Source organism: Streptomyces sp. NBC_00075 (assembly GCF_045041225.1).
GTDB lineage: Bacteria > Actinomycetota > Actinomycetes > Streptomycetales > Streptomycetaceae > Streptomyces > Streptomyces adonidis.
Genome location: NZ_CP108243.1, coordinates 7,270,261 through 7,287,267 on the forward strand (window position 1 = coordinate 7,270,261; position 17,007 = coordinate 7,287,267).

At 69.7% G+C, this 17,007-nt stretch carries 13 protein-coding genes and 1 pseudogene; 9 read left to right on the plus strand and 5 right to left on the minus strand.

Annotated features, from left to right (window positions below; genetic code table 11):
* Positions 1-4: 4 nt before the first annotated feature.
* The gene (locus OG787_RS31895) at positions 5-493 is read left to right on the plus strand and encodes an ATP-binding protein (RefSeq protein WP_405537411.1); all 489 of its coding nucleotides are present in this window, start codon (positions 5-7) and stop codon (positions 491-493) included.
* A gap of 14 nt (positions 494-507) precedes the next feature.
* Here the strand turns inward: OG787_RS31895 and OG787_RS31900 are convergent, their stop codons facing one another.
* The 3 genes from OG787_RS31900 to purU all read right to left on the minus strand — a co-directional run bounded on the left by OG787_RS31900 (position 508) and on the right by purU (position 2,174).
* The gene (locus OG787_RS31900; protein WP_405537412.1) at positions 508-912 is read right to left on the minus strand and encodes a hypothetical protein; all 405 of its coding nucleotides are present in this window, start codon (positions 910-912) and stop codon (positions 508-510) included.
* The gene (locus OG787_RS31905; protein WP_369033327.1) at positions 909-1,169 is read right to left on the minus strand and encodes a hypothetical protein; all 261 of its coding nucleotides are present in this window, start codon (positions 1,167-1,169) and stop codon (positions 909-911) included. The genes OG787_RS31900 and OG787_RS31905 overlap by 4 nt, the downstream gene beginning before the upstream one ends.
* Positions 1,170-1,292: 123 nt before the next feature.
* Positions 1,293-2,174 carry a formyltetrahydrofolate deformylase gene (gene purU, locus OG787_RS31910; RefSeq protein ID WP_369033326.1) on the minus strand — a complete coding sequence of 294 codons (882 nt, stop codon included), beginning with the start codon at positions 2,172-2,174 and terminating at the stop codon, positions 1,293-1,295.
* A gap of 242 nt (positions 2,175-2,416) precedes the next feature.
* Between purU and OG787_RS31915 the strand changes: the two genes are divergently transcribed.
* From OG787_RS31915 to OG787_RS31950, 8 genes are all read left to right on the plus strand, one after another.
* On the plus strand, positions 2,417-3,889 hold the full coding sequence (locus tag OG787_RS31915; RefSeq protein ID WP_405537413.1) for an aldehyde dehydrogenase family protein: 1,473 nt from the start codon (positions 2,417-2,419) through the stop codon (positions 3,887-3,889).
* 20 nt (positions 3,890-3,909) lie between these two features.
* A complete protein-coding gene (locus OG787_RS31920) occupies positions 3,910-5,022 on the plus strand; it encodes a glycine betaine/L-proline ABC transporter ATP-binding protein (RefSeq protein WP_369033324.1) in 1,113 nt (370 codons plus the stop codon).
* Positions 5,019-7,037, plus strand: a complete 2,019-nt coding sequence (locus OG787_RS31925; RefSeq protein ID WP_405537414.1) for an ABC transporter permease — start codon at positions 5,019-5,021, stop codon at positions 7,035-7,037. The genes OG787_RS31920 and OG787_RS31925 overlap by 4 nt, the downstream gene beginning before the upstream one ends.
* Positions 7,038-7,050: 13 nt before the next feature.
* Complete coding sequence (locus tag OG787_RS31930) at positions 7,051-8,031, plus strand: ABC transporter substrate-binding protein (protein ID WP_405537415.1); 981 nt, start codon at positions 7,051-7,053, stop codon at positions 8,029-8,031.
* A 494-nt stretch (positions 8,032-8,525) separates the two neighbouring features.
* Entirely contained in the window at positions 8,526-10,973 is a 2,448-nt protein-coding gene (locus OG787_RS31935; RefSeq protein WP_405537416.1) for an FAD-dependent oxidoreductase, read from the plus strand.
* A 40-nt stretch (positions 10,974-11,013) separates the two neighbouring features.
* A complete protein-coding gene (locus OG787_RS31940) occupies positions 11,014-12,246 on the plus strand; it encodes a sarcosine oxidase subunit beta family protein (RefSeq protein WP_369033320.1) in 1,233 nt (410 codons plus the stop codon).
* A gap of 24 nt (positions 12,247-12,270) precedes the next feature.
* On the plus strand, positions 12,271-15,594 hold the full coding sequence (locus OG787_RS31945; RefSeq protein WP_405537417.1) for a sarcosine oxidase subunit alpha family protein: 3,324 nt from the start codon (positions 12,271-12,273) through the stop codon (positions 15,592-15,594).
* A complete protein-coding gene (locus tag OG787_RS31950) occupies positions 15,587-16,195 on the plus strand; it encodes a sarcosine oxidase subunit gamma (protein ID WP_405537418.1) in 609 nt (202 codons plus the stop codon). Before OG787_RS31945 ends, OG787_RS31950 begins: the two co-directional genes overlap by 8 nt.
* Positions 16,196-16,482: 287 nt before the next feature.
* Here OG787_RS31950 and OG787_RS31955 read toward each other — a convergent pair whose 3' ends face one another.
* Positions 16,483-16,566, minus strand: a complete 84-nt coding sequence (locus OG787_RS31955; protein WP_405540651.1) for a hypothetical protein — start codon at positions 16,564-16,566, stop codon at positions 16,483-16,485.
* A 76-nt stretch (positions 16,567-16,642) separates the two neighbouring features.
* Positions 16,643-16,777: pseudogene (locus tag OG787_RS31960) on the minus strand (S-adenosylmethionine--2-demethylmenaquinone methyltransferase); the annotation flags it as partial.
* Positions 16,778-17,007 lie beyond the last annotated feature (230 nt).

Sequence of the window (17,007 nt, forward strand, 5' to 3'; positions counted from 1 at the left end):
CGGTATGACGACCAAACCCGCAGCCCCCGCAGCCCCCGCAGGCCCCACCGGCGCGGCCCAACTCGCCGCCCCCGCCCGCGTCTTCGAGATGCGCTTCACCTCCACGCCCCGGGGTGCCCGTCTCGCCCGCCGCCTGACGGCACTGCGCCTCGACTCGTGGGGCATCCCGTACGACACCGACGCGCACGACACCCTCGTACTGATCGTCGGCGAGCTCACCGCCAACGCCGTACTCCACGGTCACGTCCCCGGCCGGGACTTCCACCTCCGCGTGCACACCGTGGCCGACGGCCGTTCCGTCCGCGTCGAGGTCACCGACACCCGCGCCGAACGGCTGCCCCGGCGCCCGACCGCCGTCCCGGAGACCGGCGGCGCTGAGGAGACGGGCCGTGGCCTGCTCCTCGTATCGCGGCTGGCCACCCGCTGGGACTGGCACCCGCGCGCGGACGGGCCGGGCAAGACGGTGTGGGCGGAGTACGCGTGGGAGTGGTGATGCCGTGTCTGTTGTCAGGCTGTGCCGTCTGGATGTACGGCGATCACGCCGGCGTCCTCGTACGCGTCGGGTGTGAGAGTGAGGACCACGCGTCCGTCCGGCCGCTCGGCCGTGGGCCGGGCGGCACGGATGGCCTGGGACGCAGACCATGTGTACCCGTCCTCGACCAGGCGCACGCCGTCGGTGACGGCCTCGGAGTCGAATGCCTCCACTGTGAGGAACCGCCGGGACGTGGCGTGGCCTGCCGCTCCCTCGGCGGTGAGGTCTGCGATGACCAGGCACAGGGCTGGTGCCACCATGCGGCCGTGGCCGAACGAGGCTTCGACATAGAACTGGGTGACGGCCTGGTTGGCGGGGTTCTTGGGTTCGAACAAGGCGCGGACGGTGGTGTCGTCCAGTACGACCTCGGGCAAGGTCACGAGGCGGTTCGCAGGTTCTGGAGGCGGGCGAACATGTTGCCCTCGCGGGCCTTCTGCTTCATTTCCTCGGTGACGGTGATGCCCGCGGCTTCCAACTCCTCGCACGCCTGCCGCATACGGGTCTCTCGTTCTTCCCGGGTCAGCAGGGAGCCAAGGGTCTGCTCGGCGAGCTGGCGTGCGGTCATGCCGCGTTCCGCGGCGACGGCGCGGAGCCGGTCGCGGACCCCTTCGTCGATCTTGAGCGTGGTGTCAGTCATGCTCAGAGAATACCTCCAGAATACCGATCGGGTCGGCTGCTCCGGAACTCCCCCTATCAGCGACAGAGCCGCACGAGTAGGGCTCCTCGATCCTGTGCCGCACCACCCGACCCGTATACGAGCTCAGCGGAAGACCACCGTCCGATTCCCCTCCACCATCACCCTGCTCTCGCTGTGCCACTTCACCGCGTGCGCCAGCACCTGGGCCTCCACGTCCCGGCCCACCGTGACCAGCTCTCCGGGGTCCAGCGAGTGGTCCACTCGCACCACGTCCTGCTCGATGATCTGGCCCTCGTCCAGCTCGGGCGTGACGTAGTGCGCCGTCGCGCCTACGAGTTTCACGCCGCGGTCGTATGCCTGCTCGTACGGACGTGCGCCCTTGAAGCTGGGCAGGAAGGAGTGGTGGATGTTGATCGCCATGCCCTCCAGCTCCTTGCACAGGTCGTCGGAGAGGACCTGCATGTAGCGGGCCAGTACCACCAGGTCGATGTTCAACTCGCGGACCAGGTCCAGCAGCCTCGCCTCCGCCTCCGGCTTCGTCTCCCGTGTCACCGGGATGTGGTGGAAGGGGACCCCGTAACTCTCCGCCAGGCCCTCGAAGTCGCGGTGGTTGGAGACGATCGCCGGGATCTCGATGTTCAGGCCGCCCGTGCGGCGGCGGAACAGAAGGTCGTTCAGGCAGTGGCCGAACTTGGAGACCATGATGAGCGTGCGCGTCGGCGTCGACGCTTCCCGTAGGGTCCAGGAGATGCCGTACGCCTCCGCCACGGGACCGAATCGGTAACGCAGATTTTCCAGGTCCGCGTTTGGATCGGAAACATCGAAGTGGACCCTCATGAAGAAACGGCCCTGAAGTCGATCATCGAACTGCTGGCTCTCCAGGATGTTTCCCGAGTTACGGACGAGAAAGCCGCTCACGGCGTGCACCAGCCCCGAGCTGTCGGGGCACGAGAGGGTGAGGACGTACTCGCTGCCGGTCTGCGGTCGAGGGAACTTAGGGGACACGCCGGCCTCCGTCGGTGCGTATTGCACAACATGGTGAGCGATACGCAACATGGTCGGCTCGGTGGCCGGTCGCGTCAAGGGCGGTCGGGCGCGTGTGTGTACGGTCGCGCGCGCAACCGTCGCGCATGTCGAAATCGTCATCCGCCAACTACTTGACGTATGTCTGCACATTCGCCAGGGTGTTCCACCACAAGCAATTGGGTGCACGATGCGCAACGAATTCCTGTGGAAAGGCTTGGCGCGTGGCAGACCTGTATGTGGACGGTGAATGGCGGGAGCCGGTGGCCGGCGGCCGTCGGGAAATCCGATGTCCCGCCGACGGCAGGCTTGCCGCGACCGTCTCGGAGGGGACTCGTCCCGACGCCGAGGCCGCGATCGGCGCCGCCCGCCGCGCCTTCGACACGGGACCCTGGCCGCGTACCCCCGAACGGGAGCGCGGCGCGCTGCTGCTGCGTACCGCCGACCTCATCGAGCGCGACGCCAAGGAGTTCGCCCGCGCCGAATCGCTCGACACCGGCAAGCGGCTGGTGGAGAGCGAGTACGACATCGCCGATGTCGTTTCGTGTTTTCGGCACTACGGCGGGATCGGGGGCACGGACGCAGGGCGGGTCATCGATACCGGTCGTGACGATGCCGTCAGTCGGGTTGTTTATGAGCCGGTGGGTGTCTGTGGGCTCATCACTCCCTGGAACTACCCCCTCCTGCAAGCCAGTTGGAAGGTTGCTCCGGCCCTCCTCGCCGGGAACACCTTCGTCCTCAAGCCCAGTGAGCTGACTCCCTCCACCTCCATCCTGCTCGTGCGGGCGCTCGCCGAGGCCGGGCTTCCCGCCGGGGTCGCCAACCTCGTCCTGGGGGCCGGGCCCGAGGTCGGGGCGCCGCTCTCCGAGGATCCCGCCGTCGACATGGTCTCCTTCACCGGGGGGCTCGAGACCGGGAAACGGATCATGGCCACCGCCGCCGCGGGCGTGAAAAAGGTGGCCCTGGAACTCGGCGGGAAGAACCCCAACGTCGTGTTCGCCGACGCCGACTTCGAGACGGCCGTGGACTTCGCCCTCACGGCCGTCTTTCTGCACTCCGGGCAGGTCTGCTCCGCCGGGGCCCGCCTCATCGTCGAGGACTCCATCCACGATCGGTTCGTGGGTGAAGTGGTGCGGCGGGCCGCGCAGATTCGGCTTGGTGGGCCCTTCGACCCTGACGCCGAGACCGGGGCTCTCATCTCCGCCCAGCATCTCGCGAAGGTCGAGGCCTACGTCGCCGCCGGGATCGCCGAGGGAGCCGTGCTGCGGTGCGGGGGTGCGCGGCCGGATGACCCTGATCTTGCCGGCGGGCACTTCTACCCGCCCACCGTCCTCGACGAGTGCACGCAGGACATGCGGGTCGTGCACGAGGAGTCCTTCGGGCCCGTGCTCACCGTGGAGCGGTTCAGCGGCGACGAGGACGATGCCGTACGCATCGCCAACGACACCGAGTACGGGCTCGCGGGGGCCGTGTGGACGCAGGACGCGGGCAAGGCCCAGCGGGTCGCCCGGCGGCTGCGGCACGGCACCGTGTGGATCAACGACTACCACCCCTATGTGCCGCAGGCGGAATGGGGTGGCTTCGGGCACTCGGGCGTGGGCCGGGAACTGGGACCGTCCGGCCTGGACGAGTACCGAGAGCCCAAGCACATCTGGCAGAACATCCAACCCCGGCCGCAGCACTGGTTCCGCGGCTGAACGCCGAAAAGAGGTCGATCATGACCCCAGTACAGACCGAGGTGCCGCAGCGGCGCGGCACACCCCAGGACTCGGACGGCACGCCGGTCATCTCCGTGCGCGGCCTGTGGAAGGTGTTCGGGCCGAAGGCCGACCGGGTGCCGGAATCTGAGGAGCTGTGCGGGCTCACCCGACGTGAGCTCATGGACCGTACGGGATGCACCGCCGCCGTACGGGACGTGCACTTCGACGTGTCGCCCGGCGAGGTGTTCGTCGTCATGGGTCTGTCCGGGTCCGGGAAGTCGACCCTCGTGCGATGTCTCACCCGGCTGATCGAACCCACCGCCGGGGAGATCGTCTTCGAGGGCGAGAACATCCGGGACGCGGACGACAAGCGGCTGCGCGAGCTGCGGCGGCAGAAGTTCTCCATGGTCTTCCAGCACTTCGGGCTGCTGCCCCATCGGCGCGTCGTCGACAACGTCGGCTTCGGGCTCGAGATACGGGGGATGGGGCGGGCCGAGCGCGTCAAGCGGGCGCTTGAGGTCGTTGAGTTGGTCGGGCTCTCCGGGTACGAGAACTCCTACCCCGACCAGCTCTCGGGTGGCATGCAGCAACGAGTCGGTCTGGCACGGGCGTTGGCCGGTGATCCGGATGTTCTGTTCTTCGACGAGCCCTTCTCCGCCCTCGACCCGCTGATCCGGCGGGACATGCAGAACGAGGTCATCCGGCTGCACCACGAGGTCGGCAAGACCATGGTCTTCATCACCCACGATCTGTCCGAAGCCCTCAAGCTGGGCGACCGCATCCTCATCATGCGCGACGGCAAGATGGTCCAGTGCGGGACCGGCGACGAGCTGGTGGGCGCCCCGGCCGACGACTACGTACGCGAGTTCGTCAAGGACGTGCCGCGTGCCGATGTCCTCACCCTGCGCTGGATCATGCGCCCCCCGGCCGACGGTGACGCCCTCGACGGGCCCGAACTCGGGCCGGACGTCGTCGTACGGGAGGCCACCCGGGCCGTGCTCGCCGCCGAGAAGCCGGTCAAGGTCGTCGAGAACGGCAAGCTGCTCGGCATCGTCGGCGACGAGGAGATCCTCGCCGTCGTCGCCGGAGGCGGGGACCTCCCGGTCCAGAAGGGCGGCGACGCGCGATGACCGTCGCCGTGGAGAAACCTCCGACGCCCGAGCCACCCGGCCCGTCCGACGCCGTGCCCGAGGCCGCGCCCGTCGCCGCCGTACGGCAGGTCAGCCGGCGCGTGGTGGTCGGCGCGATCCTCGTCGTCTGGCTGGTGCTGTTCGCCGTACTGCGCGGCACGAACACCCTGACGCTCGCGGCGGCCGACCTCACGGGGCTGCACCGGTGGCTGAACGACGTCAACGACTCGATCGGCGCCAACCGCAACTCCAACCCGCTCTTCCTCTACTTCTTCAACGAGATCCGCCTCGTCATCGACAACCTGGTGACCTTCGTCCAGCACCTGATCTCCCAGCCCTCCGATGCCCGGCCCCTGCCGCAGATCGGGTGGCTCGGGGTCGTCGGGATCGCCGGGTTCGTGTCCTGGGCGGTCGGAAACTGGCGGGTGGCGCTGCTGACCGTCGCCGGGTTCACCTTCTTCGGGCTCCAGGGCCTGTGGCAGGAGAGCATGGACACCCTGGCGCTGGTCCTGTGCGCGGTGTTCGTGGCGCTGCTGTTCGCGATCCCGCTGGGCGTGTGGGCGGGGCTGTCCGACCGGGTCAACCGGATCATGACGCCGTTCCTCGACTTCATGCAGACGATGCCCACCATGGTCTACCTCGCCCCGCTGACCCTGTTCTTCCTCATCGGCGGCGCCTCCGCGACCATCGCCACCGTCATCTACGCGGCCCCGCCGACGATCCGTATCACCGCGCACGCCATCCGGACCGTGCCGGAGACCACCGTCGAGGCGGCCGACTCGCTGGGCGCGACCCGCTGGCAGTCCCTGCTGAAGGTCCTGCTGCCGATGTCCAAGCGGACCGTCGTCATGGGCGTCAACCAGACCATCATGGCCGCCCTCGCCATGGTGACCATCGCCGCCCTGATCGACGCGCCCGGCCTCGGCAAGACCGTCATGCAGGCCCTCCAGTCGCTCGACGTGGGTACGGCCTTCAACGCGGGCCTCGCCATCGTCGTCATGGCCATCGTCCTGGACCGGGTCACGACCGCGGCGAGCGTACGGGAGGAGGCGGCCCGGCGTTCGGCGGGCCCGCTCCTCGCCCGGCGACGGCAACTGGTGGTCGCGGGAGCGGCGGTCGCCGCGGTTCTCGTCTACCTCTCGCACACCTACGTATGGGCGGCGGAGTTCCCCGGCGAGGGCGATGTCGGCAGCTCCGTCGCGAGCGCCGCCGACACCGCGAGCACCTGGGTGCAGGACAACCTGTCCGGTCTCACCAACGCCTTCCGCGACGCCCTGACCAACGGTCTGCTGAACCCGTTCCAGTCGCTGCTCACCGACTCGCCCTGGTGGCTCGTCGGCGCGGTACTGATCGGGCTCGGCGTGGTGTTCGGCGGCTGGCGGGCGGGGGTGACGACGGCGGTGTGCGTCGGGCTGCTCGTGGCGACCGGTGTGTGGTCGGACAGCATGACGACCCTGGCGTCCACGCTCGTGGCCACGGTCATGACGATGCTGCTGGCCGTGATCGTGGGGGTGTGGATGGGGCGCAGTCCGCTCGCGGACCGGCTCATCAGGCCCACCCTCGACGCGGCACAGGTCATGCCGCCGTTCGTCTACCTCGTACCGTTCCTCGCGCTGTTCGGCGCGACCCGCTTCACGGCGATCGTCGCCGCGATCGTCTACGCGGCGCCCGTCGCCATGAAGATCATCGCGGACGGTATACGGAACGTCCCCGCGACCACCGTGGAGGCGGCCACCTCCGCCGGGTGCAACACCTGGCAGATCATCACCAAGGTCCAGCTGCCGATGGCACGCGGCGCCCTGACCCTCGCCACCAACCAGGGCTTGATCTATGTGCTGTCGATGGTTGTTGTGGGCGGCCTGGTAGGCGCGGGCGCCCTCGGCTACGACGTCGTGGCCGGCTTCTCGCAGGGGCAGCTGTACGGGAAGGGGCTGGCCGCGGGGCTGGCCATCGTCCTTCTCGGAGTCATGTTCGACCGGATCACTCAAGCAGCGGCGCGGCGTGCCGGGGCGTAAGGGAGCTACCACCATGGCAAGGCAAGCAACAAAGTGGAGAGTCGGCGCGGCCGGCGTAGTGGCGCTGGGCCTCGCCCTCACCGCCTGCGGTGGCGCGAAGGTCGGCGACAGTGCCTCGGGCTCCGACTCCTCCTCCGGGTCCTCCGGCAAGTGCGGCACGTTCAACCTCGCGGTCAACCCGTGGGTGGGCTACGAGGCGAACGCGGCGGTCGTCGCGTACGTCGCGGAGAACGATCTCGGCTGCAAGGTCACCAAGAAGGACCTCAAGGAGGAGATCGCCTGGCAGGGGTTCGGGACGGGCGAGGTCGACGCCGTCATCGAGAACTGGGGCCACGACGATCTGAAGAAGAAGTACATCACCGACCAGAAGACTGCCGTCGAGGCCGGTGCGACCGGCAACGAAGGGCTGATCGGCTGGTACGTGCCGCCGTGGCTGGCCAAGGCGTACCCGGACATCACCGACTGGAACAGCCTCAACAAGTACGCGGCGAAGTTCAAGACGTCGGAGTCGGGGGGCAAGGGGCAGCTGCTCGACGGTGACCCGTCGTTCGTCACCAACGACGAGGCGCTGGTGAAGAACCTGAAGCTGGACTTCAAGGTGGTGTACGCGGGGAGTGAGACGGCGCTCATCCAGGCCTTCCGCAAGGCGGAGAAGGACAAGGAATGGGTGATCGGCTACTTCTACGAGCCTCAGTGGTTCATGGCCGAGGTGCCGCTGGTGAAGGTCAAGCTGCCTGAGTACACGGCGGGTTGTGACGCGGACCTGGAGAAGGTGGCGTGCGACTACCCCGTGTACAAGCTGGACAAGATCGTCAGCGCGAAGTTCGCGAAGTCGGGTAGCCCGGCGTACGACCTGGTGAAGAACTTCACCTGGACGAACGACGATCAGAACACCGTGGCGAAGTACATAGCCGAGGACAAGATGACGCCGGAGGCGGCGGCGAAGAAGTGGGTGGACGCGAACCAGGCCAAGGTGGACGCCTGGATCAAGTGACGCCGGAGTCCGGTTGAGCATGACTGCCCGGTGGGTGGTGCGCGTACCCGTGCACTGCCTGCCGGGCATTGGCTTTTCCTCGCCCCCGCCGCCCCTACCCGTCCCTCCCCCAGAGGGGGGACCCCCATCGGGGACGCTGCCCCCGAACCCCCGGATCGCGCTGAACGCGCTCGTCCTCAAACGCCGGACGGGCTGAAATGCCAACCCCGGCCGGTGTTCGAAGGCGAGGCCTGTTCAGCCCGCCTCTACCCGCCCACCCAGGCTGGCCATCTCCAGCCCGTCCGGCGTTTGAGGACAAGGCCCCTTCAGGGCCGTAGCGGGGGTTCGGGGGCGGCAGCCCCCGAGGGATGGGAACGGGTAGGGGCGGCGGGGGCGAGAACAAGCCCCTTCTCGCGGCTTTCGGGGGCTCTTGACACCTACCTGCACGGAAGGCACATTGAGTTGCGCAACCTGAATCATGTTGCGTAGACAGCAACTGAACCGGAGGTGCGGCGATGGCGGGACCCCGAGTGGTCATCATCGGAGCGGGCGTCGTTGGCGCGGCACTCGCGGACGAGATCTCCGCACGAGGCTGGACCGAAGTGACCGTGGTCGACCAGGGACCGCTCCCCGCCACCGGGGGGTCGTCGTCCCACGCCCCGGGTCTGGTCTTCCAGACGAACTCGTCCAAGACGATGACCGAACTGGCCCGCTACACCGTCGAGAAGTTCTGCTCCCTCGACGTCGACGGCAAGCCCTGCTTCCTCCAGGTCGGCGGCCTGGAAGTCGCCACCACCCCCGAACGCCTCACCGAACTCCACCGCCGCCACGGCTGGATCACCGCCTGGGGCATCGAGGCGCGTCTGCTGACCGCCGACGAGTGTGTCGAGCAGCACCCGCTCGTCAACCCCGACCGCGTCCTGGGCGGCCTCCTCGTCCCCACGGACGGTCTGGCGAAAGCGGTCCTCGCCGTCGAGGCCCAGGTCCGCCGCGCCACCGAACGCGGCGTGACCTTCCTGCCCCACCACGAGGTACTCGACGTTCAGCAGGTCGATGGTCAGGTCACGGGTGTCGTCACCGACCAGGGCGAGATCCCTGCCGACATCGTCGTGTGCTGCGCCGGTATCTGGGGGCCGAAGATCGCCCGTATGGTCGGGCTGAATCTCCCTCTCACGCCCCTTGCCCACCAGCTCGCCTGGACCGGGCCGGTCCCCGCGCTCGCAGGTCAGACCGAGGAAGCGGTCCGGCCCATCCTGCGTCACCAGGACGCCGACCTCTACTACCGCGACCGCTTCGACGCCATCGGCATCGGCTACTACGGCCACCGCCCGATGCCGATCACCGCCGACGAGATCCTCTCCTTCGACGAGGCGGACACGGCCGGGGGAATGCCCTCGGTGCTGAAGTTCACCGAGGACGACTTCGAGCCCGCCTGGACGGAAACCCAGTCGCTCCTCCCCTCCACCAAGGACGCGAAGGTCGAGGAGGGCATCAACGGCCTGTTCTCCTTCACCACCGACAACTTCCCCCTCCTCGGCGAGTCCCCGGACGTCAAGGGCTTCTGGGTGGCGGAGGCGGTCTGGGTCACCCACTCCGCGGGCGTCGGCCGTGCCGTCGCCGAGTTGCTGGTCGACGGTTACTGCTCCTCCTTCGACCTGCACGAGTGCGACCTCAACCGCTTCGAGCCGCACCAGCTGTCCCCGGAGTACGTCCTGGCCCGCGACTGCCAGAACTTCGTGGAGGTGTACGACATCCTCCACCCGCTCCAGCCGTCCGGGCACCCCCGCCCGATCCGCACCAGCCCCTTCCACACCCGCCAGCGCGAACTGGGCGCCTTCTTCCTGGAGGCGAACGGCTGGGAGCGCCCGCAGTGGTACGAGGCCAACGCGTCCCTGGTGGCAGGCCGTTCCGTGCCGACTCCGAACGACTGGGCGGCCCAGTTCTGGTCCCCGATCGTCGGCGCCGAGGCCCAGGCGACCCGCGAGACGGTCGCGATGTACGACATGACGGCCCTGAAGCGCCTGGAGGTGACCGGCCCCGGCGCCGCCGACTTCCTGGAGGGCCTGACCACCAGCAAGGTGGCCAAGTCCGTCGGCTCGGTCACGTACACGCTCCTCCTGGACCACGACGGCGGCATCCGCAGCGACGTCACGGTCGCCCGCCTCGCCCGCGACCTCTTCCAGGTGGGCGCCAACGGCAACCTGGACCTCGACTGGTTCACCCGCCACCTCCCGGCCGACGGCACGGTCCAGGTCCGCGACATCACCCCGGGCACGTGCTGTGTCGGCCTGTGGGGCCCGCTGGCCCGCAAGGTTCTCCAGCCCCTGACGGACGAGGACTTCTCGAACGACGGCCTGAAGTATTTCCGCGCCAAGCGTGCCTACATCGGCAGCGTCCCGGTGACGGCGATGCGTCTGTCGTACGTCGGTGAACTCGGCTGGGAGCTGTACACGACGGCCGACCAGGGCCAGAAACTCTGGGACACCCTCTGGCAGGCGGCCCAGCCCCTGGGCGGCATCGTGGCGGGCCGCGGCGCCTTCAACAGCCTCCGCCTGGAGAAGGGTTACCGCTCCTTCGGCACCGACATGACGTACGAGCACGACCCGTACGAGGCCGGCGTCGGCTTCGCGGTCAAGCTCGACAAGGGCGAATTCATCGGCAGGGCGGCCCTGGAACGCCGTAAGTCCGATGTACGACGGAAGCTGACCTGCCTGACGATCGAGGACCCGCGACAGGTGGTCATGGGTAAGGAGCCGGTGTACGAGGGGGAGCGGGCCGTCGGTTATGTGACGAGCGCCGCGTACGGCTACACGATCGGCAAGGGCATCGCGTATGCGTGGCTGCCCGTCGAACTGGCCGCCCCCGGCACGGTGTTGCACATCGGCTACTTCGACGAGCGCGTGGAGGCGGTTGTCGCCGAGGAGCCGTTGTTCGACCCGACGATGTCCCGCCTCCGGGGCTAGGCCCCAGTCCACTCATGGCAGCAGAAGACGGAGACGCGCGATGAGCCCCCGTACACCCGGCGCCGAACTGCCGGAGCATCCTGACTGGCTGTGGCGTACGCCCGAGCCGAAGCGCAGCTATGACGTCGTCATCGTGGGCGGCGGTGGGCACGGTCTCGCCACGGCCCACTATCTGGCGAAGAACCACGGCATCACCAACGTCGCCGTGCTGGAGAAGGGCTGGCTCGCGGGCGGCAACATGGCCCGCAACACCACGATCATCCGCTCGAACTACCTGTGGGACGAGAGCGCCGGCATCTACGAGCACGCGCTGAAACTGTGGGAGGGACTGGAGGAGGAGCTGGACTACCCCATCCTCTTCTCGCAGCGAGGCGTGCTGAATCTGGCCCACAGCCTCCAGGACGTCCGCGACAGCGTGCGCCGGGTCGAGGCGAACCGCCTCAACGGCGTGGACGCCGAATGGCTCGACGAGCGGCAGGTCAAGGAGGTCTGCCCGATCGTCAACATCTCCCCGGACGTGCGCTATCCCGTGATGGGCGGCACCTACCAACCCCGCGCCGGGATCGCGAAGCACGACCACGTGGCATGGGGTCTGGCCCGCTCGGCGGACGCGGCGGGCGTCGACATCATCCAGAACTGCGAGGTGACGGGCCTGGATGTCGTCGGGGGGAGGGTGGTCGGGGTCCAGACGACCCTGGGTCCGATCGCGGCGGGCAAGGTGGCGCTCTGCTCGGCGGGCCACTCCTCGGTCCTGGCGGCGATGGCGGGCATCGAACTCCCGCTCCAGAGCCACCCGTTGCAGGCCCTGGTCAGCGAGCTGCTGGAGCCGGTGCATCCGACGGTGGTGATGTCCAACGCGGTGCACGTGTACGTCAGCCAGGCGCACAAGGGCGAGTTGGTGATGGGCGCGGGCATCGACTCGTACAACTCCTATACGCAGCGCGGCGCGTTCCACATCATCGAGGAGCAGATGTCGGCGGCGTTGGAACTCTTCCCGGTGTTCGCCCGAGCCCATGTGCTGCGCACGTGGGGCGGCATCGTGGACGTGAGCCCCGACGCGTCGCCGATCGTCGGCCTCACCCCCGTGGACAACCTGTACCTCAACTGCGGCTGGGGAACGGGCGGTTTCAAGGCCACCCCGGGCGTCGGCTGGGTCTACGCCCACACGATCGCCCACGACACGCCCCACCCGCTCAACGCCCCCTTCTCGCTCGACCGTTTCACCACCGGCGCGCTCGTCGACGAGCACGGCGCGGCCGCGGTGGCCCACTAGGGACCCTCAAGGGAGCCGAACGACATGCTGCTCATCCCCTGCCCGTGGTGCGGGCCCCGCGACGAGGCCGAGTTCCACTACGGCGGCCAGGCCCACGTCCCCTACCCGGAGGACCCGTCGGCCCTGACCGACGAGGAGTGGGCCCGGTACCTGTTCTTCCGCGCCAACCCGAAGGGCCCGTTCGCCGAGCGCTGGACCCACTCGGCGGGCTGCCGCAGGTGGTTCAACGCGGTACGGGACACGGGGACGAACGAGATCCTGGCGGTGTACAGGGCGGGGGAGCAACGTCCGGCGACTCCGCCGACTTCGGCAACTCCCCTGACTTCGGCAACTCCCGTAGCTTCGGCAACTGTTGAGGCGGGGGGCACCCCTCCAGCCAGTGGTCCGGCACCTCTTGAGCCGGGGCCGCACCACCCAGCCCGTCCGGCGTTTGAGGACGAGGCCCCTTCAGGGCCGACCGGGGGCCTGGGGGCGGAGCCCCCAGAAATTTCGGGAAGGGGTGGGGTGGGGGAGGAGAACCAGCCGTTCAGACTCCCCACCCGAGGTCGAATACACCGCGACGACCGTCTGACCTTCACTTTCGACGGCACCCGGTACGAGGGCTACCGAGGCGACACCCTCGCCTCCGCCCTCCTCGCCAACGGCATCATCCACACCGGCACCAGCATCAAACTCGGCCGCCCCCGAGGCATCTTCTCCGCCGGCCCGGAGGAACCCAACGCGGTCATCCAGATCGAGGCCCCGTTCCCCGAACCGATGCTCCCCGCCACCACGGTCGAGCTGTACGACGGCCTGGTCGCGACCAGCCTCCCCGGCCAGGGCCGCCTCGCCACCACCCCCGACCCGGCCCGCTACGACGCCGTACACGCCCACTGCGACGTACTGATCGTCGGCGCGGGCCCCGCAGGCCTCGCAGCGGCGGCGACCGCCGCCCGCACCGGCGCCCGCGTCATCCTCGCGGACGACCGCCCGGAGCCGGGCGGCAGCCTCCTGGGCACGGGCGAGCACCTCGACTGGGTGGACGAGACGGTCACCCACCTCCAGACGGCACCCGACGTACGCGTCCTGCCCCGCACCACGGTCTTCGGCTACTACGACGACAACCACCTCCTCGCCGTCGAACGCCGCACCAACCACCTGGGCGCCGCCGCCCCCGCGAACGTCTCCCGCGAACGCGTCTGGCGCATCCGCGCCCGCCGCGTGGTCCTCGCGACCGGCGCCCACGAACGCTCGCTGGCCTTCGCGGACAACGACCGCCCCGGCGTGATGCTGGCCGCCTCGGCACGTACGTACGTGAACCGCCACGGTGTCCTGCCCGGCCGCAGGGCGGTCGTGTTCACCACGAACGACAGCGCGTACGCGGCGGCACTGGACCTCGCCGCGGCGGGTGCGGACGTACCGGCGATAGTCGACACCCGCACCGACCCGGGCGAGTGGGCGGACCGCGCGAGGTCGGCCGGCATCGAGGTGCTGGCCGGATACGCGGTCGTCGGCACGGAGGGCGACGCGCGCCTGACGGCCGTGACGGTCGCCCCGTACGGAGAGTCCGACGGAGAACTCACCGGAGGACAGCGGGAGTTCGCCGCCGACCTCCTCCTCGTCTCCGGCGGCTGGAACCCGGTGGCCCACCTGTTCAGCCAGGCCGGCGGCAAGCTCCGCCACGACGACACGCTCGGCACGTTCGTCCCCGAGAGTTGCCGGCAGGCCGTCGAGGTCGCGGGCAGCGCGACCGGCGTCCTGGACCTGCCGGCGGTCCTCGCGCAGGGCGTGGCCGCCGCGTCCCGGGCGATCGAGGCGGAGGGCTACACGCCCCGGGAACCGAACCTCCCCGCCCCGGCCGTGGAACCGCACACCCCGCCCATGCACGTGTACGCGATCCCGGACGCCTCCGACACCCGCTCCTTCGTCGACCTCCAGCGTGATGTCACCGTCGACGACCTGGCCCGTGCGACCGGCGCCGGTATGCGCTCGGTCGAGCACACCAAGCGCTACACGACGGCGGGCACGGCCAACGACCAGGGCAAGACGTCCGGGCTGCTGGCCAGCGGGATCGTCGCCGCGCTGCTCGGCGTCGACATCTCGGCGCTCGGCACGACCACGTTCCGGCCGCCGTACACGCCCGTCTCCTTCGCCGCCCTCGCGGGCCGCGACCGGGGCGCGCTGCACGACCCGATCCGGACGACCGCCCTGCACACCTGGCATGTCGAGCACGGCGCGCTGTTCGAGAACGTGGGCCAGTGGAAGCGCCCCTGGTACTACCCGCAGGCCGGCGAGGACATGGAGACCGCCGTCCTGCGCGAGTGCGCCGCCGCCCGCGACAGCGTGGCCTTCATGGACGCCTCCACCCTCGGCAAGATCGACGTCCAGGGCCCGGACGCGGGTGTCTTCCTCGACCTGCTCTACACCAACATGATGAGCACCCTGAAGGTCGGCATGATCCGCTACGGCGTCATGTGCCGCCCGGACGGCATGGTCTTCGACGACGGTACGGTCATCCGCCTCGCCCAGGACCGCTTCCTGGTCACCACGACGACGGGCAACGCCGCCGCCGTGCTGGACTGGATGGAGGAGTGGTCCCAGACCGAGTGGCCCGATCTGCGCGTCCACTGCACGTCGGTCACCGAGCAGTGGGCCACGGTGGCTCTCGTGGGCCCGCGTTCGCGGGACGTCCTCGGCTCCCTCGCACCCCAACTGGCCGTCGCCAACGACGACTTCCCCTTCATGGCCTGGCGCGAGACCCCCGTCGCGGGCATCGACGCACGCGTGTGCCGGATCAGCTTCTCCGGCGAACTCGCCTACGAGATCAACGTGTCGCCGTGGGAGGCCCGCGCCCTCTGGGAGGCGCTGTACGAGGCCGGCGCCCCGTACGGCATCACGCCCTACGGCACCGAGACCATGCACGTCCTGCGCGCCGAGAAGGGCTACCCGATCATCGGCCAGGACACGGACGGCACCGTAACTCCGCAGGATCTCGGCATGAGTTGGGTGGTGTCGAAGAAGAAGCCCGACTTCATCGGCAAGCGGTCGTACGCCCGTGCCGACGCCGTCCGTCCCGACCGCAAGCACCTGGTCGGCCTGCTCCCGGACGACCCCGGCACCTTCCTCCCCGAGGGCACCCAGCTGGTCGCCGACAGCGTGCTGCCCGCGCCGCCCGTCCCGATGCTCGGCCATGTCACCTCCAGCTACCGCAGCGCCGCCCTGGGCCGGACCTTCGCCCTCGCCCTGATCAAGGGCGGCCGGGAACGCGTCGGCGAGCGGCTGTACGCCCCCGTGGGCGACCGGCTGGTCCCGGTGACCGTCGCGAGCCCCGTCCTCTACGACCCCGAGGGAGCCCGCCGAGATGGCTGACACCACCGCCCCGCTCCGCAGCCCCGTGTCCCCCCTGTCCCACGCGGCCGACCGTCTCGCCGCCGCGACCCGCGCCTCCGGTGGCGCGGTCCGGCTGGCCGAACTCCCCTTCCTGGCCCAGCTGAACGTGCGCCTCGACGCCAAGGGAGCGGCGGCGGACGCCGTCGGCCTGGCGCTGGGCGTCCCGCTGCCCGTCACCCCCAACACCGCCGTGCGCGCGGGGGAGTTGGTCGCCCTGTGGCTGGGTCCGGACGAGTGGCTGCTCGTGGGCCCGCCCGGCGCCGAACGGGACCTGGAGGGCCGTATCAGGGAGGCGGCCGGGGACGAACCGGTGTCCGTCACCGACGTCTCCGCCCAGCGCACCACCCTCCTCGTCACGGGCCCGCGCGCCCGCGACCTCCTGGCCCACGGCTGCGCCCTCGACCTGCACCCGCGCGCCTTCGGCCCCGGCCACTGCGCCCAGACCACCCTCGGCCGCACCCAGGTCGTCCTGGTCGCCCGGGACGAACCCAGGGCCGGCTTCTGGGTCCTGGTCCGCTCGTCCTTCGCCGGCTACCTGACGGACTGGCTGCTGGACGCGGCGACGGAGTACATCGCCTGACGGTCGGGCCGGGGTGCGTCGCTTGCCGGTTGGGCGGGAGTGGATTGCCTGTCGGTCGGGCCGGGGTGCGTTGCTTGCCGGTTGGGCGGGAGTGGATTGTCTGTCGGTCGGGCCGGGGTGCGTTGCTTGCCGGTTGGGCGGGAGTGGATTGTCTGTCGGTCGGGCCGGGGTGCGTCGCCTGACGCTCAGGCCGAAGTGCGCCCCGCCTGTCGGGCCGGAATGCACCGCCCGCCTGTCGGGCCTGAATGCACCGCCCGCCGGTCAGGCCGGAGTACATTGCCCGCCGGTCAGGACCTCGGCAGCAGTACGACCCCGTCCTGGTCGGCGTGCAGGATGTCGCCGGGGCTGAAGGTGACCCCGCCGAACGTCACGGGTACGTCGACCGCGCCCGCGCCCCGCCTTCGCGCTCTTGCGCGGGTTGGTGCCCAGCGCCTGGACGCCGAGGCCGATCCCGGCCAGGACGGCGCTGTTGCGGACGGCGCCGTGGATCACCACGCCGGCCCAGCCGTTCTCCCGCGCCGGCCCGGCCATCAGGTCCCCGAGGAGCGCGGTGCGCAGCGAGGCCCCGCCGTCGACGACCACGACACAGCCCTCGCCGGGGGTGCGGAGCAGCTCGTGCAGCAGGGCGTTGTCCTCGGTTCACGGACGTCGATCGTCTGGACGTCCGGGCGGGGCCTGTCCTAGGGTGCAAGGTGTATAGCAAGCGCTTTCTGGCCTGGCCTGGCTCGGCTTGGCCACCCCACACTCATACGCTCAGCTCCTTGACCGGCTGCGCGAAGAGCCGACGCGGGGCGCCGGGCGGAAAGGGAGCG

Coding starts and splice junctions, on each gene's coding strand:
- OG787_RS31930 (WP_405537415.1), top strand. CDS start 7,051: ATGGCAAGGCAAGCAACAAAGTGGAGAGTCGGCGCGGCCGGCGTAGTG.
- OG787_RS31935 (WP_405537416.1), top strand. CDS start 8,526: ATGGCGGGACCCCGAGTGGTCATCATCGGAGCGGGCGTCGTTGGCGCG.
- OG787_RS31940 (WP_369033320.1), top strand. CDS start 11,014: ATGAGCCCCCGTACACCCGGCGCCGAACTGCCGGAGCATCCTGACTGG.
- OG787_RS31925 (WP_405537414.1), top strand. CDS start 5,019: ATGACCGTCGCCGTGGAGAAACCTCCGACGCCCGAGCCACCCGGCCCG.
- OG787_RS31895 (WP_405537411.1), top strand. CDS start 5: ATGACGACCAAACCCGCAGCCCCCGCAGCCCCCGCAGGCCCCACCGGC.
- OG787_RS31945 (WP_405537417.1), top strand. CDS start 12,271: ATGCTGCTCATCCCCTGCCCGTGGTGCGGGCCCCGCGACGAGGCCGAG.
- OG787_RS31905 (WP_369033327.1), bottom strand. CDS start 1,169: ATGACTGACACCACGCTCAAGATCGACGAAGGGGTCCGCGACCGGCTC.
- OG787_RS31950 (WP_405537418.1), top strand. CDS start 15,587: ATGGCTGACACCACCGCCCCGCTCCGCAGCCCCGTGTCCCCCCTGTCC.
- OG787_RS31920 (WP_369033324.1), top strand. CDS start 3,910: ATGACCCCAGTACAGACCGAGGTGCCGCAGCGGCGCGGCACACCCCAG.